Below are 25,894 nucleotides of genomic sequence, written 5' to 3'. Positions count from 1 at the left end.
CATAAATTTTATCTTATCATCAATTACTCCTTTATAGCAAATAAACTATTAAAAGAGTAAAAAGTCAAAGCCAAGAGACTCCTGACTTTGACTTTAATCAATTGATTCAGCTTAATTATTTGTTATTTTCTTCGTCGTCAACTTCTTTGTAATCAGCATCTTCTACATCTTCAGAACCTTGTCCTTCTTCCTGACCCTGTTCTGCTTCCGCATCTTGCTGCATTTGTTCATATAACTTAACAGAAAGCTGTTGTACTTGTTCTTGTAATGTTTCTTTCTTTTCTTTTATTTGTTCAATATCATCTGCATCAATTGCTTTTTGCAGTTCTTCCTTAGCATCTTCAGCATTTTGTTTTTCTTCGTCAGATACTTTTTCACCAAGGTCCTTAATTGTTTTATCAGTGGTAAAGATAAGCTGTTCTGCTTCATTACGCAATTCTATTTCTTCACGACGTTTCTTATCTTCCTCTGCATTCTCTTCTGCATCTTTAACCATTTGTTCAACCTCTTCATCTGATAAACCTGAAGAAGATTTAATTGTAATGGACTGCTCTTTGTTTGTTCCCTTGTCTTTCGCACGAACATTTACAATTCCATTAGCATCAATATCAAATGACACTTCGATTTGAGGTACACCTCTTGGTGCTGGTGGAATATCTGTTAATTGGAAACGTCCTAATGTTTTATTATCTGCTGCCATTTCACGTTCACCTTGAAGCACATGAATATCTACAGCTGTTTGATTGTCTGCAGCGGTTGAGAATACTTGTGACTCACTTGTTGGAATTGTTGTATTTCGCTCAATTAGCTTAGTAGTTACTGAGCCCATTGTTTCAATACCAAGTGAAAGAGGTGTAACGTCCAACAATACAACATCTTTTACATCACCTTGAAGCACGCCACCTTGAATTGCAGCACCTAGTGCAACAACTTCATCAGGGTTTACACCTTTAGAAGGTTCACTACCAATTTCACGCTTAATTGCATCCTGTACTGCTGGAATCCGTGTTGACCCACCAACAAGAATTACTTTATTAATCTTACCAGCTGATAAATCAGCGTCTTTCAATGCTTTACGAGTTGGTTTCATTGTACGCTCAACCAAATCAGAGGACAGTTCATCGAATTTAGCACGAGTCAAGTTCATTTCCATATGCAATGGACCAGCATCACCTGCAGTGATAAATGGAAGTGAAATTTGAGTTTGTGATACGCCTGATAAGTCTTTTTTGGCTTTTTCCGCTGCATCTTTCAAGCGTTGTCTAGCCATTTTATCCTGTGAAAGGTCAATACCATTCTCTTTTTTGAATTCTTTAACCATGTGGTCAATGATAACTTCGTCAAAGTCATCCCCGCCTAAGCGATTATCGCCAGCTGTTGAAACAACTTCAAAAGTACCATCACCAATATCTAGGATGGACACGTCAAATGTTCCTCCACCTAAGTCATATACAAGAATTGTTTGATCCTGATCTTCTTTGTCAATTCCGTATGCTAATGCTGCAGCTGTAGGTTCGTTGATAATACGTTCAACTTCCAAACCAGCGATTTTACCAGCATCTTTTGTTGCTTGGCGTTCTGCATCATTAAAGTATGCAGGAACAGTGATAACAGCTTTTTCTACTTCTTCACCTAAGTAATCTTCTGCATAGGATTTGATGTGCTGCAAGATAATTGCTGAAACTTCCTGTGGTGTATACTCTTTATCTTCAATTTTCACTTTATAATCTGTACCCATATGACGTTTAATTGATTGAATTGTATTAGGGTTTGTAATTGCTTGACGTTTTGCTACTTCCCCAACTTGACGTTCGCCATTTTTAAATGCTACTACTGATGGTGTAGTACGGTTACCTTCCGGATTCGGAATAACTACCGCTTCTCCACCTTCCATTACTGATACACATGAATTTGTTGTACCTAAATCAATTCCAATTATTTTACTCATGATAAACTTCCTCCTTCACTACTTATCCATTTACTTATTTACTTTAACCATTGCTGGTCGAATAACTTTATCTTTTAACATATAACCTTTTTGCAACTCTTCCGTAACTGTATTAGATTCTGTATCTTCTTCTTCTACTTGCATAACGGCATGATGTACAGTTGGGTCAAATGTTTCGCCTACACATTCTATTTCTTCAACACCATGTGCTTTTAATGCGTCTTTTAATTGTCGGTAAACCATCGATATACCATCAACAAATCCTTCACTAGCATCATTTACATCTGCCTGTAATGCTCGCTCAAAATTGTCAATTGCCGGAAGTAATTCATTTACGATGTCTTCGGCTTTATATTTACGTTCTGCTTCTTTTTCTTTTTGCGAACGTTTTTTGAAGTTATCAAATTCTGCTTGTGTTCGAAGCACTCGCTGATGAAGTTCATCTTTCTCCTGTTTGAGTTGGTCTACTTCTGCTTTTAGGCTTTCCATCTTGCTTTCATCAGAGCCCATTTGCTGCTCTCCATCTTGTTCAGTATTGTCGATTACTTCAGTAATATTTTCCTCATCTTTCTCAGTTGTTTGCGTTGTATCCCTATTCTGTTCTTCCATTTACTGCCACCTCCTCTTATAAAATTGCCATGTTAGAATATATCACGAATAGCTTTATAAATAAACAAATATACATAAAGAAATGGGAAAAGTCTTCTATAAATTCGGTATCCCTGCAGAGTCTTACTTCACTCGTTATTTTTGTACCACATGTATAATGCATCTGACATTTCATGTGATAAAGTGTTCAGTAGATTAACAACCCGCTTATACTCCATACGGGTAGGACCTAGTAGAGCTATTGTACCCATTTGATCTTCATTTAATTGATACGTAGCCGTGATTAGGCTTAGATCTTTGATAGCATCCACTTTGTTCTCATGGCCTATACTCACTTTGATACCATTCGTAGTATCTTTTAGCAGGTTGGCTATTTCATCTTCCTTTTCCATCATGGAATAAAAAGACCGAATTTTATCAATATCCTTAAACTCGGGCTGCATTAAAATGTTTGTTTTGCCACCAAAATATAATTTAACAGGATTTTCATTAAAAAAGGCAGCTTTCAAATAATCATACGATTTTTCAAAATCTGTAATGTACTTATTCATAAGATGTACAATTTCAGTATTTAACTTTTCAGGTAACCTTACAATTGGCACACCATACAACCGGTCATTGAGAATATTCACCATTTTTTCCAAATCTGACGTGCTTATTTCCTTTGGAATAGAAAATGAACGATGTTCCACGTGTCCCGTATTAGTAACTAAGATTGCAACAGCAGTTTGCGATGATAATGTGACAATCTGCAATTGTTTTAATTTTGTCTCAAATACTTCTGGTCCTAATATTATTGATGTGTAATTAGTAATATCAGAAAGTATTTGAGCAGACTTTTGAACAATCTGTTCAAATTCGAAAAAACCATCTTGTATAACGTTATTAATTAGCTTTTTATCACCTTCTGTTACTTGTGGTGAGACGAGGTGGTCGACATAGTAACGATACCCCTTTTCAGAAGGAATACGACCAGAGGATGAGTGCGTTTTTTCCAAAAACCCCATCTCTTCCAAATCAGCCATTACATTCCGAATGGTGGCGGAACTAATAGCTATATCACCTTTTTTAGATATAGCACGTGAACCTATTGGTTGTGCTGACTCAATGAAATCATCAATTATGACTTGTAATATCAGTAATTGTCTTTCTGTTAACATGATGATCACCTCTGTTAGCACTCCATCCACTCGAGTGCTAATGCTAATAATAAATTATCAAATCCTTATTTTTTTGTCAACGTACATGCATTAAATCTTTTTCTTCTAATAAAAATTGCTCGAATACCTCATTACCAAATAACATACCTTGGTCGGTTAGATAAATGTTACTAGCATTCTCAGCAAGCCATCCTTTTTGGATTAAGGAAGAAACTGCATGCTTGTAGATTGTCTCATATGAAAAGCCAAATTTCTTATGAAAATGATTCTTATTAATACCTTTCGTTTTACGTAAGCCAAGGAACATTTCTTCTTCAACCATTTCTTTAATACTAATTTCTTCCGTATTCAATATCGGCTTCCCTGTTTTCATAGCTTCTTTTACATAAGCGGGTAAAGGTCTGATATTTCCTGTCCGTTTACCAGCGAGATATCCATGAGCTCCAGCTCCAAACCCGTAATAATATTCATTATTCCAATAGGTGAGATTGTGTTGACTTTCGTAACCGGTTTTTGCAAAGTTACTTATTTCATAGTGATTTACACCTTCTAGGTGCATTGTATTTTTCAAAATTTCATACATTTGTACTTCCGACTCTTCCGGAGGACGGTGCAGTTTGCCTTTTTTATGCCGCTGATAAAAGACAGTTTTGGGTTCAATTTGTAATGCGTATGTTGAGTAATGAGGTAACCCGAATGATACTGCTTCATCCAAAGACTGTTTAAATTGTTCAACTGTCTGATTCGGCAGTGCGTATATAAGATCAATACTAATATTATAAAAACCGTGTTGCTGTAATTGATTAATGGTACTATATACGTCTTTCACCGTATGCAGTCGCCCTAATTCTTCCAGCATCGCATCGTCAAATACTTGCACACCTAAAGAAATCCTGTTAACACCATAGCTCCTTAACAGTTTAATTTTCTCTTTGTCAAAATCACCAGGATTTGATTCAATCGTAAATTCTTTACAATTTTCAACGTCAAACTTATTATCAATAATTTGCATTAAAGAACGCAACTGTTCCATGTTTAATGAAGTAGGGGTGCCTCCACCAATAAATATTGTATTTACCTTGTTCTTCGTACCATTAACATTTGTGTTTATTTCATTTGAAAGTGCCTCTATATATTCTGTAGCTAATTTCTCATTGTAGAAAAACTTTGTGAAATCACAATAATGACAAATCTGCTGACAAAATGGTATATGAATATAAACGGATTTAACCACAATTATCCTCTCCAATGCTTAGAAAACTTGGTTACTCATAAAAGGGATTCTTACAAAAGCGTATTTTGCTTTTTTAGAACCCCTCATAGTTTGGAGTGCAAGCTATAATGGCGAAAGCCTAAGTTGCACTTACTTTCTTAACTGCTAAGAAAAGGGATGAACTACAAGCAGGAATGCCTTAAGTTCTCCCTTAATAAATTAATTAATCATCATCCATTTGTAAAACAGCCATAAACGCTTCTTGCGGAACTTCAACCGATCCTACCATTTTCATACGTTTTTTTCCTTCTTTTTGTTTTTCCAATAATTTACGTTTACGTGTTATGTCTCCGCCATAACATTTGGACAAAACATTTTTGCGCATTGCTTTAATAGTGGAACGTGCGACAATTTTATTTCCGATTGCCGCCTGGACAGGCACTTCAAATTGCTGTCTTGGAATAAGGTCCTTCAATTTATCAACAATCAGTTTCCCTCGTTCATAAGCAAAATCACGATGAACGATAAACGATAATGCGTCAATCGTTTCGCCATTTAACCATATATCCATCTTAACAAGGTTTGATGGACGGTAGCCAATTAAATCATAATCAAAAGAGGCATAACCTTTTGTGTGAGATTTTAATTGATCAAAGAAGTCGTACACAATTTCAGAAAGAGGAATTTGATAAACAACGTTCACACGTACATCATCCAAATATTCCATATCGATAAATTGTCCACGCTTTTTTTGGGCGATTTCCATCACAGGCCCAACATAATCATTCGGAACCATGATGGTCGCCTTTACGAATGGTTCATGAATTTCTTTAACAATTTGAGGGTCTGGCATAATGGATGGGTTATCCACTACAATTGTTGTGTCATCAGTCTGCTCTACCTCGTATATTACACTTGGTGCTGTTGTAATTAGATCGATATTAAACTCACGTTCGATCCTTTCCTGAATGATTTCCATATGTAACAAACCAAGAAATCCACAACGAAATCCAAATCCTAGTGCCTGTGATGTTTCTGCTTCATATTGTAATGATGAGTCGTTTAACTCTAATCGTTCTAGGGCTTCACGTAAATCATTATATTTATTAGAATCGATCGGGAATAATCCGCAAAATACCATAGGATTTAACCTGCGGTACCCAGGTAGTGGTGTTTCAGCCTGGTTATTGGAATGTGTTACAGTATCACCAACCTGCGTATCACCCACATTTTTAATAGACGCAGTAAGAAACCCTACATCTCCAACAGTTAATTCATCTTTTGCTACTGGTTTTGGTGTAAAGACACCAATTTCATTAACTTCAAACTCCTTTTCAGTTGCCATCATTTTAATTTTGTCGCCAATCTTTACGGAACCATCTTTAATACATACATAAGCGATAACACCGCGATAAGGATCATACAGCGAATCAAAAATAAGTGCCTTTAAAGGGGAGTCTGGATCACCGGAAGGAGCAGGTATATCTGTAACAATCCGATTCAGGATTTCATCAACTCCAATATTATCTTTCGCAGAAGCTAAAATAACATCGTCTTTATCAATACCGATAACATCTTCCAGCTCTTGTGCAACACGTTCAGGATCAGCATTTGGAAGATCTATTTTATTAATAACGGGTATAATTTCCAATTCGTTATCCAACGCAAGGTACACATTCGCTAATGTCTGGGCTTCGATTCCCTGTGCCGCATCAACTACCAATATTGCACCTTCACATGCCGCGAGACTTCTCGATACTTCATATGTAAAATCGACATGTCCAGGCGTATCTATTAAATGAAATGTGTAATCTTCACCAGTTTTATTTTCATAATGAAGCTGCACAGCGTTTAATTTTATTGTTATACCACGTTCCCTTTCTAAGTCCATCGCATCAAGAAATTGTTCTTTCATTTCCCGCTGCGTAAGTGCTTTTGTATTTTCTAGAATCCGATCAGCCAACGTTGATTTTCCGTGATCAATATGTGCTATAATCGAAAAATTACGTACATTATCTTGTTTCTTCACCATAAGTGATGCTCACTCCTACTTGACTTTTACCGTTTTACCAATAAAAGCGCAAATTTAAGACGTCAATTACTAGCATTGATTATAGCAACTGCATTGCATACATTCAAGGACTAAAGGAGTGAGCAATAAAAATCATATAAAAAAACTTAGCTTATCACTAAGCCTTAATGGTGAAAGACTTAGTTGCACTTATACAGTATGGAAGTACCTTAACTACTTAAAAAAATACTTGAACGATTTGATAAATGACTTCGACAATTATTTCATAAAATCCTTGTACACTAGCTTCCAAAAATTTGGCTATCTTCTGAGTGAATTGCACTGGAGCTTCTGCTGTCATTATATTTTCACTAGTTGTTTGTTCTACTACCACAACCTGTTTTTCTTCCACTTCCTCCGTTCTCACCGTATTTTCAGTCATTGGGTCAGTTGCACTTTCTCCACGATCTAATCCTACTACTATACCAACTAGAAAGAATAGTGCGAGTAATAACAAAACAACTAGAGAGCGCATAATAATTTCCTCCTACTGATTTTTATTTACCTTTTCAGCATTCCAGTATAACTCGCTAAATACCTCCGCAACGGCATCTGCTGTGCGATATAATTCATCTAGATTATTGTCGACCCCTCCGAATTCTACTACAAGCGAATTTTGAGATAGATCCTGGTTATATATACCATTACTTCTAGGACCTTTTTTCTTAATTACCCCCCTGCTGAGTCCGGGGTATTTTTCTTCAATCAAATTGTGAAGTTTCGTTGCAAAAGCTAGATTTTTTTCATGAGATGCATGTTCTGCCCCAACAACAAAGGCAATTTTCGCATATGGTTTTCCATTTATGACTTTTGTTGTTTTATCCCTTCTTTGAGAGTCACGATGTAAATCAAAGACATATTGTATATCATCATTAGATGTAAAGGCTTCTTGTACAATTTTTCTTGACGCCGAATAAGATTGACCATACTTCCATCCATTATTGTTTAATATTTCCATAATATCTGTATCATCAACGGTCGTACCTATTCCATCTGTTTCTAACGACTTAGAAAGCCTATCGCTGACCTTGGTAATATTCACTTCACCATGTTGTGCTAAATCAGGGTCATTAACATCAGGCAAATGTGGCAAAAAAGATTCTCTATTATGTGTATTGTAAATAAATACTACATCCTTATCGCCGGTGTCTAACTGCTCTTTATCTGTATCTGTATCTGGTTCTTTTTTTGGTTCTTCAGATTCAGTTGAATCATCAACAACTGCTTCTCTATCTTTCAAAATTTCATCAAGAGGTGGTGCGGATTCGACTGGTAAGTTGGTGTAATTGGTTCCTTCACCAGCAATAATTATTTCGTTTTCAAAGGTAGAGAACCCTGGTAACTCCTGCCCGAGTAAACTTCGTGTATCATTTGGTTTAATACTTGTAGCCATTTGAAATACGACGCTTGATAAGTTTGGTAAAGCCTTATCTTCTGGATATGCTTCTTTAAATGCTCTATTCTCCATTCCCATAAGATAGAGAAAGGTGGAACTATCAAGGTCACTAGTCCAAGTTGTAATAGTATGGGAAGAGAAACGATATGCTGGCGCTACTGTAGTTAAAAATCCTATAACAACGAATAAAACAATCAAACATATAAAGTAAACGCCGCTTTTTTTATAGAAATGATTAAATACTTTTTTCTTCCCATTATTTTGTTTGTTCCCAAGATACATGGTTCCACCCCTTCTGAAGTAATCCTCAATGGTAAAATCTATGAAATAACTTCAGGAGATAGAACAAATTCTTTTAAAATTTTTAAAAATGATAGAGATATACAAGAGTCATTATCTTGTATAAGAAGCGAAGTTTTCTACAGTTATTTTTTCATGAAGAGCTGCGTTTAAGCCAGTTGCAATTAAAGTTGCCATATCCTTCATAAATCCATCTACTTCTTTAGGAGTTACCATTAGATTATGACCTATTGGTGTAAGCACTTCTTTAATTAATGACTTCTTTTCTTCTTCTGTTAAATTACCTACTATTCCAAGAAAGGTTTCACGTTTTTCTTCATCTGGTAAGTCTTCTTCTGTAAATTCTTTGTTCCCAAAAGACAATGAAGCAGGCGCTAACGATTTGGAAGGGTTCTCTTTTTCTTTCCATTCCCTTCCAAAGTGCTTTAAGATAAAATCGATAGTATCACTCGTAATCGTCACTGCATCAACAACTGTTGGAACTCCTACTGCAAAAACGGGAATTCCCAATGTTTCCTGACTAAGCTCTTTCCGTTTATTTCCTACACCAGACCCTGGGTGAATTCCTGTATCAGAAAGTTGGATTGTTTCATTCACACGTTCAATCGACCTTGATGCTAATGCATCAACTGCAATAACAAAGTCAGGATTAAATTTCTCTACAATACCAAAAATGATATCACTTGTTTCCATTCCAGTTACTCCCATTACACCAGGAGTGACTGCTGCAACAGGTCGATAACCTTCCGATACTGATTCATGTTCCAATTGAAACAAATGGCTTGTTACCATAATTTTATCAACCGTCATTGGCCCAAGTGCATCTGGAGTTACATTCCAATTTCCTAGTCCTACTATTAGACCGTTGCCATCCAGCGGAACTTCATTTTTCTTGAGCAATTGTTCTAACTCGCCTGCAAATATCTTTGCAGCTGACTCCTGTCGCTTCGTATCCTGCTTCTTAACGCCATCAGCATAGATTGTGACATATGATCCTGGTTTTTTGCCAATCAGCTTTTCGCCTTCAGCATCTACCTCGACATAAGATATAGTTATATTATCTTCTTGTCGTTCTTTAACCGTAACTCCTTTTAACTGCTTTTGTTCATCCTCTTTATCCACATACATATCCTTTGCTTCTACAGCAAGATCTGTTCTTACTTGATATTCCTTTTCAATATCTTTCATTACCGAAACCCCTTTTTAATTTTTTAGGCTATTTCCCTATATATAGGCTTAACTATTTCAATAAAAAACATACGAGAGCGAAATAAACCTATTGAAAAGGTTAAGTTCGTTTGGTAGAATGTCATTTGTTAGCAGTTAAGAAAGTATAAATCCTTTCTTACTGCATAAGTGCAACTAAGGCACTCGCCATTAAGGCTTGGCGTATGCCAAGTTTTCTAATAATGTAACGATATGGTGTTTAATTAGGAGGTGAAACAATGGCTAATATTAAATCTGCAGTTAAACGTGTAGAAACAAATAAAACAAAACATGAACAAAACTTGCAATATAAATCAGATATGCGTTCACAAATTAAACGTGTTGAAAAATTGGTTGAGAATAAAGATGTTGAAAGTGCAAAAACTGCATTAGAAACTACAATCAAGAAAATTGATAAAGCTGTACAAAAAGGTGTAATTCATCAAAATAACGGTGATCGCCAAAAATCTCGCTTAAGTAAAAAGGTAAATGAGCTAAGCGCATAATAAACAAACAAAACGATCCCTTTTAAAGGATCGTTTTTTTGTTTATTTTAGTGATATATCTTGTCTTTATGGCTGTACTAAATCATGTAATAGTAGCTCAAAAGCAAGTTCTTTCTCCATTTTCCCTTGCTTTATATTTGCATCAGCTTCTGTTAATTTCACAATGATATCCTGTAATCTGCCAACAGTAAACTTACTTTCCCTGCTCATTGCGATTTTTATTACATATGGATGAGTAGAAAGCTGTTTTTGCATTTGTGCCTGACTGTACCCTTTTTGCTTTAAAAGTTTAACTCGTAATATGGTCCGAAATTGAAAGGCCAGTAAAGCAATCAACCCAATTGGTTCTTCTTTCATCTTTTCTAAATCTTTGTAAATGGAAATAGCTTTAAATAAGTTGTGTTCAATTACGGCATCTACCAGAAGCAAAGAAGAGTTGCTCGCGGTATGTGATATTAGATTTACAGCGATTTCTTTGGTAACGACCCCGCCTTCTCCAACATACAATGCGAGTTTGGTTAATTCATTTCGTAACAAATGCAGGTCAGTTGAGAGCTCTGTCTCGAGCATTTCATATGCATCTTCTTCAATTGTTATTTTCAAGCTTCCTGCAAGATTTGTAATCCAACTCTTCAGTTCATAATCCTTTATTGGGTTACAAGCTGCAACAACTCCATTTTTCTTAAGTGCTTTACTTACTTTTTTTCGTTCGTCAATCTTTTCATACGGTGCTATTAATACGATTACTGAATATTCTACAGGATTTGTTAAGTAATGACTTAATACTTCCAGATCATGTTCAAAAGACAACTTATCTGGCTTAGCTTTCAAAAATGTAGCGTTACTGGCGATTATTAGCTTTTTTTCTCCAAAAAATGGATAGGTTTCAGCGTCAGCGATTACTTCTTGGATTGATGTCTCTTCCAGATCATATGTGGATAAGTTATCATTGCTTTCATCTGGTAATACTGCTTTTGTTATGTACTTTGTAATATTTTGTATGAAATAAGATTCTGTTCCATATAATAAATATACTGGCTTTATTTGCTTTTTTTTTACTTGCTGTAATACCTCCGAGTATGCCATACTAATCACTCCAATACGATATAAATAATCGTAAAACGTATCCCACGGAATAGCAAGGATTTTTTTAAGAAGGCTGTTTCTATTTGATTGTCGCTGTTGATTAAAAAACTTGGCACTTGCTCGGTCTTGTAGTGAATGCCATAAATCTATAAACAATACCTTAACATACCACTTCGAAATACACGGTTCTTCAGTGACGCAATTTATTACCGCGAAGATTAAAAAGCAACAAACCATACAAATAAATCCAAGATGAAAAGGAAAGAGGGGAATCAATAATAATTCCCCTCCGCAATCTATATAAACGCTTAAAATTCAGCCCTAGAAACTGTATTTTAAACGATGTTTGTTTAGTTATAGAATTACCTTTAAAATCAAAAGTATAGATGTTAACTCTTACTAAATATGGTGACTTTTATTTTTGTGTGAATTTTTTAGGTCAAAAGTAGATTTTTTTATGTATTTATTTTATACTTGAGTCTGTATAGGAGGGGTAGATGTGAACGAATTTGAAAAGGACGTACAGTCAAAAAATAATGATGTTGTAGATTCAATTAAAGGTTTTGGATTCTCATTTCTTTTCTTTGTCCTAATTTTTACCATAGGTGCAGTAATTAGTGTAGCTGGTTCTTAATAGTAATTAAATGAATGCTTAGAAAACTTGACTTTTCGCCAAGCCTTAATGGCGAAAGCCTTAGTTGCACTTATGCAGTAAGAAAGTATTAACTGCTAAGAAAGAGACTGACATTATGCAGTCTCTTTTTGTGTACATTTACAGCCTATGGGAAATGCGTAAAAAATGTTCCATCATCGTCTTTAAAATAATACTGTATTGCACCGTGCTTATCGGTTCTGAATATTACCAAGTTCTTCTCTTCAAGCGTTTTAATTACTTCGTTGTGCGGATGCCCATAACTATTATTTAAGCCTACAGATATTAGTGCATATGTAGGCTTAATTTGTTTAAGAAAATCCTTATCTGTTGAGGAATTACTGCCATGATGCGCGACCTTTAATACGTCAACTTTTAAGTTAGGATATAAAGCAATAATTTCTTTTTCTGTTTCCCTTCCAATGTCACCCGTAAAAAGCCAGGACTTTCCTCCAAGAGCTGTATATAGTACGAGTGAATTTTCATTTGTGTTTTGTTTATCCTGATTTGGCGAAATCACGTAAAAATCCTGTTCCCCAACCACTATTTCATTATCTGTTTTAAATCGTTCAACTTGTGTTTCTGTTTTAACTAATAGACGGGTTAATTGATCGTCAAATTCATAGTACTCACTAACAATTACCTTATTAACGTCAACATTATCTAACATAAACGGTAAGCTCCCCATATGGTCACTATCTTCATGTGAAATGAACAGTGCATCTATCTCCCGAATGCCCCTGGAAAATAAGTATGGTTTTAAAATTTGCTTATAAACACCTGGTGTAGTCTGGCCATCTTCAAAAGACATTCTTGCTCCTGCATCGATTAAAATAATACCTTTTCGGTAGGGAAGTTCAACAACCATTGCATCTCCCTGGCCAATGTCAAGCATCGTTACAGATCCAACTGGAGAAAAATACGGCCTTAGAGAAATAGCCATGATTACCAGACTCAGAAAACATCCATATAAAAAAGACTGTTTTAGCTTTGCAAGTTCCAGTTTTTTCAGAAATATAAGCAAGATCGAGTAATAAACTATAGTACTACCAAGCGAAAACGATCCTATAACCCATGGATAGTATGCAAATTGATCCACAAAATATATAAACGATATGAAATGTTCATGGATACGGTTAAAAAGTATCTCAATGTACGGTAATAGAATTCCCGCAAATAAAGACAGTGGTAGCAGTAGGAACATAATTGGAATTACAAAGAACGAGAAATAAGGGACAACTATGACATTCAATAAAATGGAAAGTGGCTGAAAAGTGGAAAAGTATAATAACTGAAGTGGTAATATTACCATCTGGGCAAGAAAACTTATTTTAAGAATCGAGAAGAAGGATACATTTGTTTGCGCTAACCACCTTTTTGACAAAAGCAGCCCCATAGTGACACTAAAGGATAATTGAAATCCAATGCTGTAGATAATATATTTATCCATTAAAATCTGCAGGATAAACACAATACTGAGTACATCAGTTACGCTGAATTTATACCGCACTTTATTTATTAACAGAAATAGTAATACCATTGAACTTGCCCGCCAAACCGACGGCTCTCCACCAGCGATTAAAGCGTACAATGGTAAAAAGAAGATTATCACCCACTGTGCTTTTTCCTTTGTTAGGATATTAAGCTTAATAAGCAGGAAATATAGTAATCCAACTATCAATCCAACGTGAAGTCCGGATATGGCTAACAAATGTGACAAATTCCAACGCTGAAATAATTCAATAGTCTCTTCAGGTAGTTGAGAATCATCTCCTAATACAAGTGCATTTAACCATATTGACGTCTGTGGACTAAGCTTATCCGATGTATAACTTATTACGCTTGATCGAATAGTATGAATTTTATTTAGAGTTGATGAACCGCTGCAATTAATACTATCTAATGAGTTAATTACCACTTCATGTGTAATTCCTTTTGACAACAAAAAATGCTGATAATCAAATTGACCTGGATTTCTTCTTTGACTAGGTAATTCTGGAGTACCCTCAATATTACAAGTGGCTCCAAATTTCAAATTATGTTTTATCTCCTGCTTATTTTTATAGTAAACAATAAGTAATTTTTTGTTTGAAGTATACTCTTCCAATTCAAAATCAATTTTTGAAGATGATTCATTAATGGGACTAGCTATTCGTCCTGCTACGTCAGTTTCATAAGATGTATTAGTTACTTCTTTATGGAGGATTGTTTCTAAATTGGGGATATAAAAGTAGAAAAAGATGGAAAGGGCTATAGAAGTAAGAGTAATTAACTTCCCTAGCCGTTTATCATAGTACAAAACAAGCAGCCAGATAAAAAATACCAGTATAAACCAATTGCTATGGTAGATGATGGATAACGCACTGCTGACAATTCCTAATGCCGGAACATACCAATACCCTTTCATGTCAGCTCCTTATAAATCAAATAAATTATGGGCTTCTATTTTTAACGCATCATATTTTGGCTTGTTATTCGTTTGTGATCTAAGTTCCTGAAGCAGATTATTTATGTATGCTTCTTTTTCCTGATATTGCGTATCCACTGCTAAATATGTCAATTCAACCTTTTTGGTTTGCACCCCAGCATCCTCAAATAGCTCAATAGCATATGGATGGTTTTTATAATCTTCAGCATAATATATGGTTTTAATCCCGCTCTGGATAATCTGTTTGCAGCACTGCAAGCACGGGAAGTGTGTTACGTACATCTCAGCACCTTCTGTTGGAACTCCAAATTTGGCACATTGTAATAAAGCATTAGCCTCTGCATGTACTGTACGTACACAATGGCCATCTATAACATAACAGCCTTCATCAATACAATGAACACTTCCGGAAACACTTCCATTGTATCCCCCTGCTATAATTCGCTTTTCCCGTACAATTGTTGCACCAACCATAAGCCTAGTACATGTACTTCTAAGTGCCAATAAATGACTTTGTGCCATATAATATTGATCCCATGTTATCCTTTCCATCATAAAAACCACCTTTATATAATATTATTTTTTCAGTTTACAATTACTCTATTATTTTGGTCAACAATCCTATGGAATTTGTACATCATCCTTCAGATTTTCAAGCGTCTTCTGACCAATCCCTGAAACCAGTAGCAGATCATCAATTGTTTTAAAAAATCCATTTTCTTCGCGATACTGCAGGATGGCCTGTGCCTTCGATGGTCCTATTCCATTTAAACCCTCGATTTCTGCTTTAGTAGCATAATTTATCCTTACCTTGCCGTTTCCACTCACATTCTGTTCGTTAGCTGTTGAAGTTTCCCCTGTTTTTGGAATAACTATGATCATTTCATCTTGAACTTTTAGAGCAAGATTAACCATTGTCTGATCTGCACTTTTGGTAAAGCCACCAGCTAACTGAATTACGTCATCAACACGAAATTGTGAATCTATTTCATAAACTCCTGGCTGCAGAACTTCGCCTTTTACGTCAACAATAACTGTTGAAGGCTGGTCTGGAATTTCTTCTTTCAATATCTCGGTAGAGGTAGATACAGAATTTAATTGGGGTGCTTTTTCATCAATATCATCATTATTAAATAACAAAAAACCACTAATAGCTATAACAATGACAATCAAAAATATATTTTTTTTGAGGAGTTCAAGCAATTTGAAGTCACTTCCTTTGAGGTATATTTAGGGGATATTTGAAGGGTCTATAATTATCTATTCGACATTCTTTTTAATAATCCTCTTTCAAAATGAAACGATCGGAAATTATTTGTCCGACCGTTTTTCAGCTACTATAAAGATTCTTTCGGATTCTGCATTAATATTTTCATTTTTTAACGAAAAATCACCAGATAGATGCTTTATTTCACATCCTGCGTCGTTTAATAACCTTGCATAAAAATCAATTGAATATGTACGTTGATGGTGAAATTCATCAAACCGGGAATACTTCTCCTGGTCAGATACAAAGAATGTTAAGTCGTGATACATTTCTCCTTGTTCTTCACCCTCCGAACAAAACCAGATATATGAAACATCATCATTTACTTCCCCAAACGTCTGATTTACCATGTTATGCTCAACGTGAAAAAGGGAGTGAACATCAAAAATAAACAGTCCACCTATTTTCAATGAATCCGCTACATTTTGAAAAACAGTTCGCAGCTCGTCCTCTTGCGTTACATAATTCATTACATCACAGTAACTTACTGCTACATCCTGATTTATAATTCCATTTAAATTATTTAAATCCTGATGAATCCACTGTACAGGAAGCCTTTCCATGCTTGCACGCTGTTCAGCATAGCTCAGCATATCACTAGAGTAATCAACACCTGTCATATGATATCCTTTGCGAGCCAACCTTGTAGTAATCTGGCCTGTGCCACATCCTAAATCAACTATTGTCTCGACTGTTTTCCCTAATTGGCTGATAATATTAATTGTAAATGATTGCCACTGGTCATATGGAGCGTCATTCATTAATCGATCGTATATAGTTGACATTTGTTGATAACTCCTAGGACTATCCATTGTGTCCAACACTTATTTCAACTTTTGATGCGTCGCCCCATAATCGTTCTAAATTATAATATGAGCGCTCTTCCTTATGGAAAACATGACATACAATATCGCCTAAATCGACTAAAATCCAGCGAGCCTGTTCATAGCCTTCCAGCCGCTTAATTATAATACCCTCTTCTTCCATAGAATCTTTTATCGACCTCGCAATTGCTTGGACTTGACGTTCATTACTTCCATGACAGATTAGAAAGTAGTCCGTCATTAACGATACATCCTGCATATCCAATGCAACAATATCTTCCGCTCGTTTATCATCACATGCATTTGCAATTAGTTGTATAATTTCTTTGTTATCCATTAATTTAATTACCTCCGTTTAAACGTCTTGTTAAGTCATTATATGCATAAAAGGTGTCAGGATAAACAGGAACATGTTTACTAACCAGGAATTGAATTGTATTCCGTAACGCCATCCAAGTAGCACGATACAGGTCTACTTCAGCCATTTCCCGAACCTCTTCAACACCTGGAAATGATCGTCCAGGCTCAATATAATCAGCTGTAAAGATGATCATATCCATCTGACTCATATCTGCTTTACCTGTTGTATGATAGTGAATTGCACTTTGTATACCAGTATCGGATATACCAAATTCACGATCTATTATTATTGAAGCTACTGGTCCATGCCATAATTCATGATGATGGTCGAGTAAATCCTGTGGCAACTCACCTTTTTTAATCACCTGTTTCATATATTCCAATGAAAAATATTTGGCATAATCATGAAAAATGGCAGCAAGTTCCACCTTATCGACAGGTTCGCTGTACATATTCGCTAGTTTCACCGCAGTTTCAGCTACACGTAATGTGTGTTCAAACCTCTCCGTTTTCAGGTAAGGTTTCACAAGACTAATCGCATCCTCTTTTTTCATACAACTGCTTCTCCTTTATATAGTCTTCAACCGAACCTGGAAGCCTATATCTAACTGATTTATTATTGGTTAATCGCTCTTTTATTTTAGTTGAAGATATCTCTATGAGTGGGACATCCACTTCAATAATTGGATATTCACTGTTTAATTTATATCCCTGGCGTTTGACACCAACAAATTTAACCATGTTTAATAATTCATCAATATTTTTCCAATTTGGTAAATACTCTACCATATCCGCGCCAATAATAAAATGAAATACAACGTTGGGATTATCTTTAGTCAATAATTTCATTGTATTAAACGTAAAAGACTTGCCTAAACGATCTACTTCAATCGTGCTTAATTTAAAATTCGGGTTACTATCAATTGCTCTTTTCACCATTTCAACCCGATGCGTTGCCCCAATGAAAGCCTTTTTTTTGTGTGGCGGCTCTTGTGAAGGAATAAACCAGACTTCATCAAGCTTTAATGCAACACGCACTTCTTCAGCTATTATCAAATGACCAAGATGTGGCGGATCGAATGTACCGCCCAATATACCTATATATTTCATTCCATACTCCTTTAAGGTAACTGAATATGTTTATTTTCCTGGGACTCTTTGTAAAGTACAATATTATTGCCTATAATCTGAGCTACTTCCGCTTCCGCCCCAGCCGATAACTTTTCAGCAACTGTGTTTTTGTCTTCCATACAGTTCTGTAAGATACTAACCTTAATTAATTCTCTCTTTTCAAGTGCTTCACTAATCTGCTCAATCATATTCTCATTAACACCTGTTTTACCTACTTGAAATATAGGCTTTAATTGGTTTGCTTTTGAACGCAAAAATCGTTTTTGTTTTCCTGTTAGCATACTTTATCTTCCTTCCAAAATAGTTTTAAGCTGCTGATCCATATTATCAATAGGCATTTTCTTGTTTGTCCAAAGTTCAAATGCATACTGTGCTTGATACAATAACATCGTATGACCATAATGAATAGACGCCCCTGTTTTCTTTGCATCCATCAAAAACTTAGTGTTTAACGGCTGGTAAATAATATCACTGACAACACTCTTTTGATTAAGTGATTTGATTGGTATTATTGTATCTTCAGTATTTGGTTTCATCCCAACTGATGTCGTTTGAATAATTAAATTATAGCTATTAATGGATTCATGTGCTTCATCCAGTGTCAATATTGATGTCTCAACATTATTATCTCCAAGAATTGCAATTGCTTTCGCACTTGAATGTGTACGGTTTGCTATATCAATCTGCGTAAACCCTTCTGATTTCAACCCGTAATAAATTCCATAAGCAGCACCACCGGCACCGATAATTAGAATTCTATTTGTCTTATCGCGAAAAATTTCCGGAAATTTATTTCTTAGGGCGATAACATACCCAATTCCATCGGTATTATAGCCTACCCATTTACCATTTTTGCAAACTACTGTGTTCACCGCCCCAATTATTTCAGCATTTTTATCCAAATCATCCAGATAATTTATTATTTGCTTTTTATATGGAACGGTAACATTAAACCCATCAATTCCATTTTCTTTCATTCGCTCCAATTCTTGCTCAAACGAATCATCTGGACTGATTTCCATAATTGAATATGTGCCTTTTATTCCAGATTTATCCAAAAATTGATTATGAATCCAAGGAGACAGAGAGTGTTTTATGGGGAAACCAATAAGCCCCAGCTTCAATTGCATACTAGTCCTCCTATAAAAATGACCTTCGGATTGAAACATTAACATCCTTAGGACTGTGCGCAGCAACTGTTACATTTCCAGTTGGAATAGTTACCCAACCCAGTCCGGGGAAAACAATGTCTGTTTGTTTATCTGTAATTCGATACGTACTTTCGGTCAACCTAGGTAAAGTTTCAATAGATTTATCATCTGGCGGAGATAAAAGGCCACCTTTATGTTCACTTAATAGCTGATCAGCCTTTTCTAACTTTGTCCGATGGATCGATAAGTCATTCGAAAAATAACATACAAACGACTGCCTCTCACCTTTAACGAAGTCCAAACGTGCCAAACCTCCAAAATAGAGCGTTTGTTGATCATTCAATTGGTATACCCTGGGCTTGATTTCTTTGTTTGGTGTTATTAGCTTGAGATCATTATCTGATATATAATGTGCTATTTGCTGTTTATTTACGATACCAGGTGTATCAATTATTGACGTATCTCTATCCAAAGGTATCTCTATAAATCCTAAAGTTGTGCCAGGAAAATAGGAAGTAGTTATCACATCATTTACGCCATTTGATTGCTGTATCAGCCGATTTATGAAAGTGGATTTCCCAACATTTGTTGTACCAACAATATAAACATCATTTTTGTTTCGATACTTTTCAATAGCCTCAGTCAATTCTGCTAAGCCATATCCTTTTACTGATGAAATAAGGTATATACCTTCCACTTTTATTCCAGCTTCATTAGCAGCTGTTTGGAGCCATTGTGTTAATTTACGCTTATTAGTGGATTTGGGTAACAAATCAATCTTATTGCCAACCAATAGAACTGATTTATTGCCGATAATTCGGGGAAGACTTTTTATCATACTTCCATTAACATCGAATATATCTATTAAGTGAACAACAAGTCCATCAGTATCCCGAATCTGGCTTACCATTGTCAAGAAGTCATCATCTGTAATGGCAACATCTTGTATTTCGTTATAATGCTTCAAGCGAAAACAACGTTTACATAGAACAGTATCCTTATCAAGTGTCGATTTTGGTGTGTATCCGACTTCATCAGGATTAGTTGATTGTATTAGGGCTCCACAACCTTGACAGTATATTTTCTCCATTCTCATTCCTCCCAGCTTATCTTACCTTTTTTATTCATGTAACTAAGTATTCTCCGTTCAATTTTTCGATTAATACGGGTGATTTTTCCATCAGTTTGAACAATAGGTACAACTAGTATCGTGTGAAATCCTGCGAAATTACCACCAAGCACGTCCGTTAAAAGCTGATCACCGATTACTACTATTTCACCCTTTTTCAGCCTCATTTCTTTAGCCGCACTCTTAAAAGCTTGGCTTAATGGCTTCCTTGCACTAAACACAAATGGTGTATCAAGTGGTTCCGAAAATATTTTAACGCGTTCCTGTTTATTATTCGAAATAATTGTTACTTTAATATCTTGTTCTTTCATCTGTTCAAACCACTGGATGACTTCTGGAGTAGCATCCTTTACATCCCAAGCCACAAGTGTATTATCCAAATCAGTAATAATTCCATTAATTCCTTTTTTTTTCAGCAAAGCTGGATGTATATCAAAAATGGTCTTCACATGTTCATTTGGCAAAAATTTTTTTAACAATAGGTACACCTCTTCATTTATGCTGAAAATGCATTGTATTCTAAGTAATATTTCGTGCCCAGGATATTATTTCTATAGATACAGGTGCAAGTAAATATTATAACTTAATCGTATAATAACTTTCTACATTAATAAAGAAATAATCCAATCCAAAAGTGTTATTTTTATTAATAATCATCTCATTTATGCCAAAAACCGTTCGACAATTTCTTTCAAATTTCGAGTTGTGGATAACTCTGTCAACAAAATCCACAGTGAAAAATCAACATTTTCGACGGATTTTTACCTTTTATACACAAGTTATCTACAAGTGATTGTAGATAACTATAACCTTGTTCTACCTATCAATTCATGGTAAATTATTATATAACAAAAGGAGATACTAGATATTAGAAAAACATGGCTTCTCGCTAAGCCTTAGATGCACTTATGCAGTAAAGGATTTTTATTTTCTTAATTGCTTAAAAAGTTAGGGGAGGGCTGATTTTATGGAACATTTGTCAGACGAACTGTTATTAGAATCATACCATAAAGCAAATGAATTAAATTTGAGCCCCGACTTTGTATATCTTATTGAAAAAGAAATCAGGAAAAGATCATTAACACACAAAATCAAATGCTCAAGTTGAATCAGTTTACCAATATAATAATCGTGACTATACTCATCCCTATCAATTAAATGATAGGGGTTTTTTATTTTATCCAGTATCAAATTATGATAAGCTATCTTGGTATAATAATAAAAATAAAGCTAGTCACGTAAATTAACTAAATGGATTCCCCGTTTCGTTCATACTTACCTACCCGTATTCAATAAGGAGGACTACAATCAAATGATTTACATAGTATTAATCCCGCTTTTGCTTGCTTGTTTTATTCCATTTATAAGTAAGTTTAAAGACAAGATACATACTGGTATTTTTGTATTCATTATTCCCTTTACGATATTTCTATACTTTATTCGTTTCATTGGGAACGAATTTTCACCAATTCATCAAACATATAAATGGATCCCATCTCTTGATATTAATTTCAATTTTTATTTAGATGGTCTCAGCCTCCTGTTTGTATTACTGATAAGTGGAATCGGTGCACTTGTTGTTCTTTATTCTATTTATTACCTTGATAATTCAGAGCGTTTAGGTCATTTTTACGTTTACTTAATCATGTTCATGGCCGCAATGCTTGGTGTAGTTTTATCCGATAACATCTTTGTTCTTTATACATTTTGGGAATTAACATCAATTTCATCGTTTTTACTAATTGGATATTGGCATTTCAACGAACGGTCTAGATACGGTGCAATGAAGTCAATGTTAATTACTATTTTCGGTGGTTTAAGTATGTTTGGCGGATTTATATTATTATCTGTCATCACTGGGACTACCAGTATTCAAGCGATGATTGCGCAAGCTGATATTATTTTAGACAGCAAATACTTGCCACTTATTTTAGGATTTATACTTCTAGGGGCATTTACTAAATCAGCACAATTCCCTTTCCATATCTGGCTGCCAGATGCAATGGAAGCACCTACACCTGTAAGTGCCTACCTCCATTCTGCAACAATGGTTAAGGCAGGACTCTTCCTGGTTGCACGTTTTTCTCCTATTTTTTCTGGTTATGAGTGGTTTTTTATTATCGTAAGTATAGCTGGAATTGTTACGTTATGCTGGGGGTCTTATATGGCCGTGCGCCAAACTGATTTAAAGGCAATTCTTGCGTTCTCAACAATCAGTCAGTTGGGTATGATTATGGCAATGCTTGGATTTGGGACAAAAATTGCTGTCTTTGCTGCAGTGTTTCACATCTTAAACCATGCTACGTTCAAAGGAAGTTTATTTATGGTCGCAGGTATTGTAGACCATGAAACAGGCACACGCGACATTCGAAAACTTGGAGGTCTATTAACCTTCATGCCAATGACAGCCACGCTAGCGTTATTTGGCACGTTTTCTATGGCAGGTGTTCCATTACCATTTCTAAATGGGTTTTACAGTAAAGAACTGTTTTTTGATTCCGCTATTCATTTAACAGAGGGAATAAGCGGTACAGCAAGTTTTCTGATACAGGTGATCCCTTACCTGGCAGTATTAGGCAGCATTTTCACATTTGTCTACTCGCTGTATTTCTTCTTCGGTGTCTTTAGAGGAAAAACACAACTAAACCAGTTACCTAAAAAACCACATGAAGCACCGTTTGGTATGCTGATATCTCCAATCGTGCTTGTCTTAGGTGTTATCTTAATTGGACTGTTCCCTAATTTAGTCAATGGAACATTTATTGCCCATGCTGCAGAATCAGTGTATGGAAGTGAGGTTGTTAAAGAACTTAAATTCTGGCACGGCATTGATTCGACTGCATTCCAAATGTCACTTGTTGTAGTAGGGATTGGTACAATTCTTGTTTCAACACGAAAAAAATGGAATGGAGTTTATAAGTTACTCCCAGGAAAATTGAGTTTTAATAAAGCATACGATTGGTTAATCAGCATGTTGGATGTGTATTCAAATCGAATCACACGTTCTTATATGACGGGATCCATCAGGTTCTACTTCGCTGCAATTCTTGCTACAACATTAGTAGTTACATTCACATTCATGTTTGTGACCAATGGTTTCACGATTCAATTTAATGAGTTGGCTGAGGTAACAATTGTTGAAATAGCAGTTGTTCTGCTTATGATTGCAGCTGCAATTGGCACAATCTTTACCAAGCATAATGTAGCCGCTATTTTAACTGTGGGAGTTGTTGGCTATGGTGTAGCAATCCTGTTCGTCATCTACCGTGCCCCAGATTTGGCATTAACACAATTGGTAATAGAAACAGTTTCTGTCGCATTATTTCTGCTTTGTTTCTATCACTTGCCTAAACTTGAAAAAAATGATGAAACATTAAGTACCAAAACAATAAATATATTTATTTCGGTTGGCTTTGGTACATTGTTAACATTGATTGCAATAGCTTCCCATAGCACCAACAGTTTCAATAAAATTTCAGATTATTTTATTGAAACCTCTCATTCACTGGGTGGCGGTGATAATGTGGTTAACGTTATTTTAGTAGATATGCGCGGATTGGATACATTATTTGAAATTGCCGTTCTAGGTATTGCGGCACTCGCCATCTATAGCATGATTAACCTAAGAAACAATAAGGAGGAGAAATAATGGAAATTATTATCTCAATCCTAGCAGGTACACTATTTGCCACGGGAATTTATAATCTATTACAAAAGCAATTGTTGCGGATTATAATTGGCACAGTACTACTTTCACATGGTGCACACTTATTTATATTAACAATGGGGAAATTAAAAACAGGTGCCCCACCAATTCTAATAGAAGGTGTTAACGAATATACTGACCCATTACCACAGGCGCTGATACTAACTTCTATTGTTATTAGTTTTGGTATAACCAGCTTACTGCTAGTGCTTGCCTATCGTACAGTAAACGAAAATAATACAGATAATATGGAACAGTTAAGGGGTAACGAACATGAGTAATTTAGCAGTTTTACCAATCATTATTCCGTTAATTGCTGGAATAATCCTAGCTTTTTTTCCAAAAAAATTAGTTTTGATCAGATTTTTAACAAAAGTTTTTTCTATTATAAATCTAGTTACAGTTAGCTATATAACCTGGACAGTCTTTACTAGTGGATCCATCATAATGGAAACAGGTGGATGGGACGCTCCATTTGGAATTGTTCTGGTTGCTGACTCACTGGCAATACTGCTAGTTTTTACAACAAACATTCTTGCAGTAGCTTGTGCTTTTTACGCTCCATATTCATTAACTGATCGAAAAGAACAATATTATTTCTATTCGTTCTTTTTCTTCTTAATATCTGGGGTTTCAGGTGCCTTTCTTACAGGTGATTTATTCAACTTATTCGTTTTCTTTGAAGTATTATTAATGGCTTCCTATGCACTGATCGTTTTGGGTGGCGAAAAAGTACAGCTTCAAGAATCGATTAAATATGTATTAATAAACTTATTTTCATCCATCCTGTTTGTAACTGCTATTGCATTTTTATATTCTGTTGTAGGAACTGTTAACATGGCACAGATTGCCCAACGTGTACAAGATGTTGAACAGCAAGGCATCTTAACAACTATTGGAATACTTTTATTCTTTGTGTTCGCAACAAAGGCTGCATTATTTCCTCTATATTACTGGATGCCTAAGTCATATTTTGTACCGAACCCTGTTATTTCAGCTCTATTTGGGGCATTACTTACTAAAGTCGGCATCTACTCTATAATTCGTGTATTTTCGTTAATTTTTGTATATAAGATTGACTTAACGCATGAAATGTTTATATGGATTGCTGGATTGTCCATGATTTTTGGAATAATCGGAGCTCTATCAACCAATAATATCAAATTAATTGTTGCGTACAACATTATACCTGCAATTGGTTTTATTCTTATGGGGATTGGTATTTTTAACGAAGATTCCATGAGTGGATCTGTTTATTACTTAATTCATGACATGCTTATCAAGACAGCACTATTCTTAATCGTAGGAACGATAACCTATGTTGCTGGCACATCTGATTTGCGGAAATTCAGTGGACTAATTCACTATTATCCTTTATTAGGCTGGCTTCTGTTTGTTGCTGCATTTGTTTTAGCCGGTATTCCCCCATTCAGTGGATTTATTGGTAAATTACTATTACTAAAAGGAGCCTTATCAAGTGGTGAGATCGCTATTGTTATTATAGGTTTACTGTCAAGCTTACTAATTCTTTATTCCATTATGAAAATATTTATTAAAGGATTCTGGGGAGAAAAGGATGAATCGCTTGAACATAAATCCACAAAAGGACTAATTGCTCCAATCGTATTTCTATTATCTTTATCTGTTATGCTAGGAATAGGAGCTGAATTTGTTTATCCATCTATCGAATCTATTTCTGCATATTTGTTAAATCCAGAAGTATATATTGATTCTGTTTTAAAGGAGTAGTG

At 35.3% G+C, this 25,894-nt stretch carries 26 protein-coding genes; 6 read left to right on the top strand and 20 right to left on the bottom strand.

Features of this window, described 5'->3' with window-relative positions; all coding sequences use genetic code 11:
- Window positions 1–115 precede the first annotated feature (115 nt).
- The 8 genes from dnaK to gpr form a co-directional block, all read right to left on the bottom strand.
- Entirely contained in the window at window positions 116–1,948 is a 1,833-nt protein-coding gene (gene dnaK, locus BMY13_RS07770; protein WP_092492514.1) for a molecular chaperone DnaK, read from the bottom strand.
- A 30-nt stretch (window positions 1,949–1,978) separates the two neighbouring features.
- Window positions 1,979–2,557, bottom strand: a complete 579-nt coding sequence (gene grpE, locus BMY13_RS07765; protein WP_092492513.1) for a nucleotide exchange factor GrpE — start codon at window positions 2,555–2,557, stop codon at window positions 1,979–1,981.
- A 128-nt stretch (window positions 2,558–2,685) separates the two neighbouring features.
- Entirely contained in the window at window positions 2,686–3,717 is a 1,032-nt protein-coding gene (gene hrcA / locus BMY13_RS07760) for a heat-inducible transcriptional repressor HrcA (RefSeq protein WP_092492512.1), read from the bottom strand.
- A 76-nt stretch (window positions 3,718–3,793) separates the two neighbouring features.
- Complete coding sequence (gene hemW, locus BMY13_RS07755; RefSeq protein ID WP_092504195.1) at window positions 3,794–4,954, bottom strand: radical SAM family heme chaperone HemW; 1,161 nt, start codon at window positions 4,952–4,954, stop codon at window positions 3,794–3,796.
- A gap of 199 nt (window positions 4,955–5,153) precedes the next feature.
- The gene (lepA, locus tag BMY13_RS07750) at window positions 5,154–6,962 is read right to left on the bottom strand and encodes a translation elongation factor 4 (protein ID WP_092492511.1); all 1,809 of its coding nucleotides are present in this window, start codon (window positions 6,960–6,962) and stop codon (window positions 5,154–5,156) included.
- A 217-nt stretch (window positions 6,963–7,179) separates the two neighbouring features.
- Window positions 7,180–7,476, bottom strand: a complete 297-nt coding sequence (locus tag BMY13_RS07745; RefSeq protein ID WP_092503732.1) for a hypothetical protein — start codon at window positions 7,474–7,476, stop codon at window positions 7,180–7,182.
- Between the two features lie 12 nt (window positions 7,477–7,488).
- Window positions 7,489–8,679, bottom strand: a complete 1,191-nt coding sequence (spoIIP, locus tag BMY13_RS07740; protein WP_092503730.1) for a stage II sporulation protein P — start codon at window positions 8,677–8,679, stop codon at window positions 7,489–7,491.
- A gap of 111 nt (window positions 8,680–8,790) precedes the next feature.
- Window positions 8,791–9,885, bottom strand: coding sequence for a GPR endopeptidase (gpr, locus tag BMY13_RS07735; RefSeq protein WP_092503728.1), 1,095 nt, complete (start codon window positions 9,883–9,885; stop codon window positions 8,791–8,793).
- Window positions 9,886–10,142: 257 nt separating this feature from the next.
- On the opposite strand from gpr, the gene rpsT reads away from it, so the two are divergent.
- Window positions 10,143–10,409: a 30S ribosomal protein S20 gene (rpsT, locus tag BMY13_RS07730; RefSeq protein WP_092492507.1), complete on the top strand. Its 267-nt coding sequence runs from the start codon at window positions 10,143–10,145 to the stop codon at window positions 10,407–10,409.
- A 66-nt stretch (window positions 10,410–10,475) separates the two neighbouring features.
- On the opposite strand, the gene holA is transcribed toward rpsT, so the two are convergent.
- On the bottom strand, window positions 10,476–11,495 hold the full coding sequence (holA, locus tag BMY13_RS07725; protein ID WP_092503726.1) for a DNA polymerase III subunit delta: 1,020 nt from the start codon (window positions 11,493–11,495) through the stop codon (window positions 10,476–10,478).
- A 499-nt stretch (window positions 11,496–11,994) separates the two neighbouring features.
- On the opposite strand from holA, the gene BMY13_RS07720 reads away from it, so the two are divergent.
- Window positions 11,995–12,129 carry a YqzM family protein gene (locus BMY13_RS07720; RefSeq protein ID WP_092492505.1) on the top strand — a complete coding sequence of 45 codons (135 nt, stop codon included), beginning with the start codon at window positions 11,995–11,997 and terminating at the stop codon, window positions 12,127–12,129.
- A 145-nt stretch (window positions 12,130–12,274) separates the two neighbouring features.
- Here BMY13_RS07720 and BMY13_RS07715 read toward each other — a convergent pair whose 3' ends face one another.
- The 11 genes from BMY13_RS07715 to BMY13_RS07665 form a co-directional block, all read right to left on the bottom strand.
- Window positions 12,275–14,554 (bottom strand): DNA internalization-related competence protein ComEC/Rec2, encoded by a 2,280-nt coding sequence (locus tag BMY13_RS07715; protein WP_092503723.1) that lies wholly within the window; start codon window positions 14,552–14,554, stop codon window positions 12,275–12,277.
- A gap of 9 nt (window positions 14,555–14,563) precedes the next feature.
- Window positions 14,564–15,127 (bottom strand): ComE operon protein 2, encoded by a 564-nt coding sequence (locus BMY13_RS07710; RefSeq protein ID WP_092492503.1) that lies wholly within the window; start codon window positions 15,125–15,127, stop codon window positions 14,564–14,566.
- Between the two features lie 69 nt (window positions 15,128–15,196).
- Window positions 15,197–15,778, bottom strand: a complete 582-nt coding sequence (locus BMY13_RS07705) for a helix-hairpin-helix domain-containing protein (RefSeq protein WP_092503721.1) — start codon at window positions 15,776–15,778, stop codon at window positions 15,197–15,199.
- Window positions 15,779–15,886: 108 nt separating this feature from the next.
- Complete coding sequence (locus BMY13_RS07700; protein WP_245736058.1) at window positions 15,887–16,627, bottom strand: class I SAM-dependent DNA methyltransferase; 741 nt, start codon at window positions 16,625–16,627, stop codon at window positions 15,887–15,889.
- Between the two features lie 19 nt (window positions 16,628–16,646).
- Entirely contained in the window at window positions 16,647–17,003 is a 357-nt protein-coding gene (rsfS, locus tag BMY13_RS07695) for a ribosome silencing factor (protein WP_092492500.1), read from the bottom strand.
- Between the two features lie 4 nt (window positions 17,004–17,007).
- On the bottom strand, window positions 17,008–17,580 hold the full coding sequence (gene yqeK, locus BMY13_RS07690; RefSeq protein WP_092503717.1) for a bis(5'-nucleosyl)-tetraphosphatase (symmetrical) YqeK: 573 nt from the start codon (window positions 17,578–17,580) through the stop codon (window positions 17,008–17,010).
- Window positions 17,558–18,136: a nicotinate-nucleotide adenylyltransferase gene (locus tag BMY13_RS07685; RefSeq protein ID WP_092503715.1), complete on the bottom strand. Its 579-nt coding sequence runs from the start codon at window positions 18,134–18,136 to the stop codon at window positions 17,558–17,560. Before BMY13_RS07685 ends, yqeK begins: the two co-directional genes overlap by 23 nt.
- Window positions 18,137–18,147: 11 nt before the next feature.
- Window positions 18,148–18,438, bottom strand: coding sequence for a ribosome assembly RNA-binding protein YhbY (yhbY, locus tag BMY13_RS07680; RefSeq protein WP_092492497.1), 291 nt, complete (start codon window positions 18,436–18,438; stop codon window positions 18,148–18,150).
- A gap of 3 nt (window positions 18,439–18,441) precedes the next feature.
- A complete protein-coding gene (gene aroE / locus BMY13_RS07675) occupies window positions 18,442–19,287 on the bottom strand; it encodes a shikimate dehydrogenase (protein ID WP_092503713.1) in 846 nt (281 codons plus the stop codon).
- Window positions 19,288–19,297: 10 nt separating this feature from the next.
- Entirely contained in the window at window positions 19,298–20,398 is a 1,101-nt protein-coding gene (gene yqeH, locus BMY13_RS07670; protein ID WP_092503711.1) for a ribosome biogenesis GTPase YqeH, read from the bottom strand.
- 2 nt (window positions 20,399–20,400) lie between these two features.
- Entirely contained in the window at window positions 20,401–20,916 is a 516-nt protein-coding gene (locus BMY13_RS07665; RefSeq protein ID WP_092503709.1) for a YqeG family HAD IIIA-type phosphatase, read from the bottom strand.
- 488 nt (window positions 20,917–21,404) lie between these two features.
- On the opposite strand from BMY13_RS07665, the gene sda reads away from it, so the two are divergent.
- From sda to BMY13_RS07645, 4 genes are all read left to right on the top strand, one after another.
- Window positions 21,405–21,545 (top strand): sporulation histidine kinase inhibitor Sda, encoded by a 141-nt coding sequence (sda, locus tag BMY13_RS07660; protein ID WP_092492493.1) that lies wholly within the window; start codon window positions 21,405–21,407, stop codon window positions 21,543–21,545.
- Between the two features lie 204 nt (window positions 21,546–21,749).
- Window positions 21,750–24,086, top strand: a complete 2,337-nt coding sequence (locus tag BMY13_RS07655; RefSeq protein ID WP_092503707.1) for a Na+/H+ antiporter subunit A — start codon at window positions 21,750–21,752, stop codon at window positions 24,084–24,086.
- Window positions 24,086–24,424: a Na(+)/H(+) antiporter subunit C gene (locus BMY13_RS07650; RefSeq protein WP_092492491.1), complete on the top strand. Its 339-nt coding sequence runs from the start codon at window positions 24,086–24,088 to the stop codon at window positions 24,422–24,424. Before BMY13_RS07655 ends, BMY13_RS07650 begins: the two co-directional genes overlap by 1 nt.
- Window positions 24,417–25,892: a Na+/H+ antiporter subunit D gene (locus BMY13_RS07645; RefSeq protein WP_092503705.1), complete on the top strand. Its 1,476-nt coding sequence runs from the start codon at window positions 24,417–24,419 to the stop codon at window positions 25,890–25,892. The genes BMY13_RS07650 and BMY13_RS07645 overlap by 8 nt, the downstream gene beginning before the upstream one ends.
- Window positions 25,893–25,894 lie beyond the last annotated feature (2 nt).

The organism is Virgibacillus subterraneus (assembly GCF_900110695.1).
In the GTDB taxonomy this organism is placed as follows: domain Bacteria; phylum Bacillota; class Bacilli; order Bacillales; family Amphibacillaceae; genus Lentibacillus; species Lentibacillus subterraneus.
The sequence above is the reverse complement of the archived record's forward strand: the minus strand, read 5'-3'. Positions and strand labels throughout refer to the sequence as shown.

Coding starts and splice junctions, on each gene's coding strand:
- holA (WP_092503726.1), bottom strand. CDS start 11,495: ATGGCATACTCGGAGGTATTACAGCAAGTAAAAAAAAAGCAAATAAAG.
- yqeH (WP_092503711.1), bottom strand. CDS start 20,398: ATGGAGAAAATATACTGTCAAGGTTGTGGAGCCCTAATACAATCAACT.
- spoIIP (WP_092503730.1), bottom strand. CDS start 8,679: ATGTATCTTGGGAACAAACAAAATAATGGGAAGAAAAAAGTATTTAAT.
- hrcA (WP_092492512.1), bottom strand. CDS start 3,717: ATGTTAACAGAAAGACAATTACTGATATTACAAGTCATAATTGATGAT.
- BMY13_RS07700 (WP_245736058.1), bottom strand. CDS start 16,627: ATGTCAACTATATACGATCGATTAATGAATGACGCTCCATATGACCAG.
- BMY13_RS07645 (WP_092503705.1), top strand. CDS start 24,417: ATGAGTAATTTAGCAGTTTTACCAATCATTATTCCGTTAATTGCTGGA.
- rpsT (WP_092492507.1), top strand. CDS start 10,143: ATGGCTAATATTAAATCTGCAGTTAAACGTGTAGAAACAAATAAAACA.
- grpE (WP_092492513.1), bottom strand. CDS start 2,557: ATGGAAGAACAGAATAGGGATACAACGCAAACAACTGAGAAAGATGAG.
- BMY13_RS07685 (WP_092503715.1), bottom strand. CDS start 18,136: ATGAAATATATAGGTATATTGGGCGGTACATTCGATCCGCCACATCTT.
- aroE (WP_092503713.1), bottom strand. CDS start 19,287: ATGCAATTGAAGCTGGGGCTTATTGGTTTCCCCATAAAACACTCTCTG.
- rsfS (WP_092492500.1), bottom strand. CDS start 17,003: ATGGATAACAAAGAAATTATACAACTAATTGCAAATGCATGTGATGAT.
- BMY13_RS07710 (WP_092492503.1), bottom strand. CDS start 15,127: ATGGAAAGGATAACATGGGATCAATATTATATGGCACAAAGTCATTTA.
- yqeK (WP_092503717.1), bottom strand. CDS start 17,580: ATGAAAAAAGAGGATGCGATTAGTCTTGTGAAACCTTACCTGAAAACG.
- BMY13_RS07655 (WP_092503707.1), top strand. CDS start 21,750: ATGATTTACATAGTATTAATCCCGCTTTTGCTTGCTTGTTTTATTCCA.
- yhbY (WP_092492497.1), bottom strand. CDS start 18,438: ATGCTAACAGGAAAACAAAAACGATTTTTGCGTTCAAAAGCAAACCAA.
- dnaK (WP_092492514.1), bottom strand. CDS start 1,948: ATGAGTAAAATAATTGGAATTGATTTAGGTACAACAAATTCATGTGTA.
- sda (WP_092492493.1), top strand. CDS start 21,405: ATGGAACATTTGTCAGACGAACTGTTATTAGAATCATACCATAAAGCA.
- BMY13_RS07715 (WP_092503723.1), bottom strand. CDS start 14,554: ATGAAAGGGTATTGGTATGTTCCGGCATTAGGAATTGTCAGCAGTGCG.
- BMY13_RS07745 (WP_092503732.1), bottom strand. CDS start 7,476: ATGCGCTCTCTAGTTGTTTTGTTATTACTCGCACTATTCTTTCTAGTT.
- lepA (WP_092492511.1), bottom strand. CDS start 6,962: ATGGTGAAGAAACAAGATAATGTACGTAATTTTTCGATTATAGCACAT.
- BMY13_RS07650 (WP_092492491.1), top strand. CDS start 24,086: ATGGAAATTATTATCTCAATCCTAGCAGGTACACTATTTGCCACGGGA.
- gpr (WP_092503728.1), bottom strand. CDS start 9,885: ATGAAAGATATTGAAAAGGAATATCAAGTAAGAACAGATCTTGCTGTA.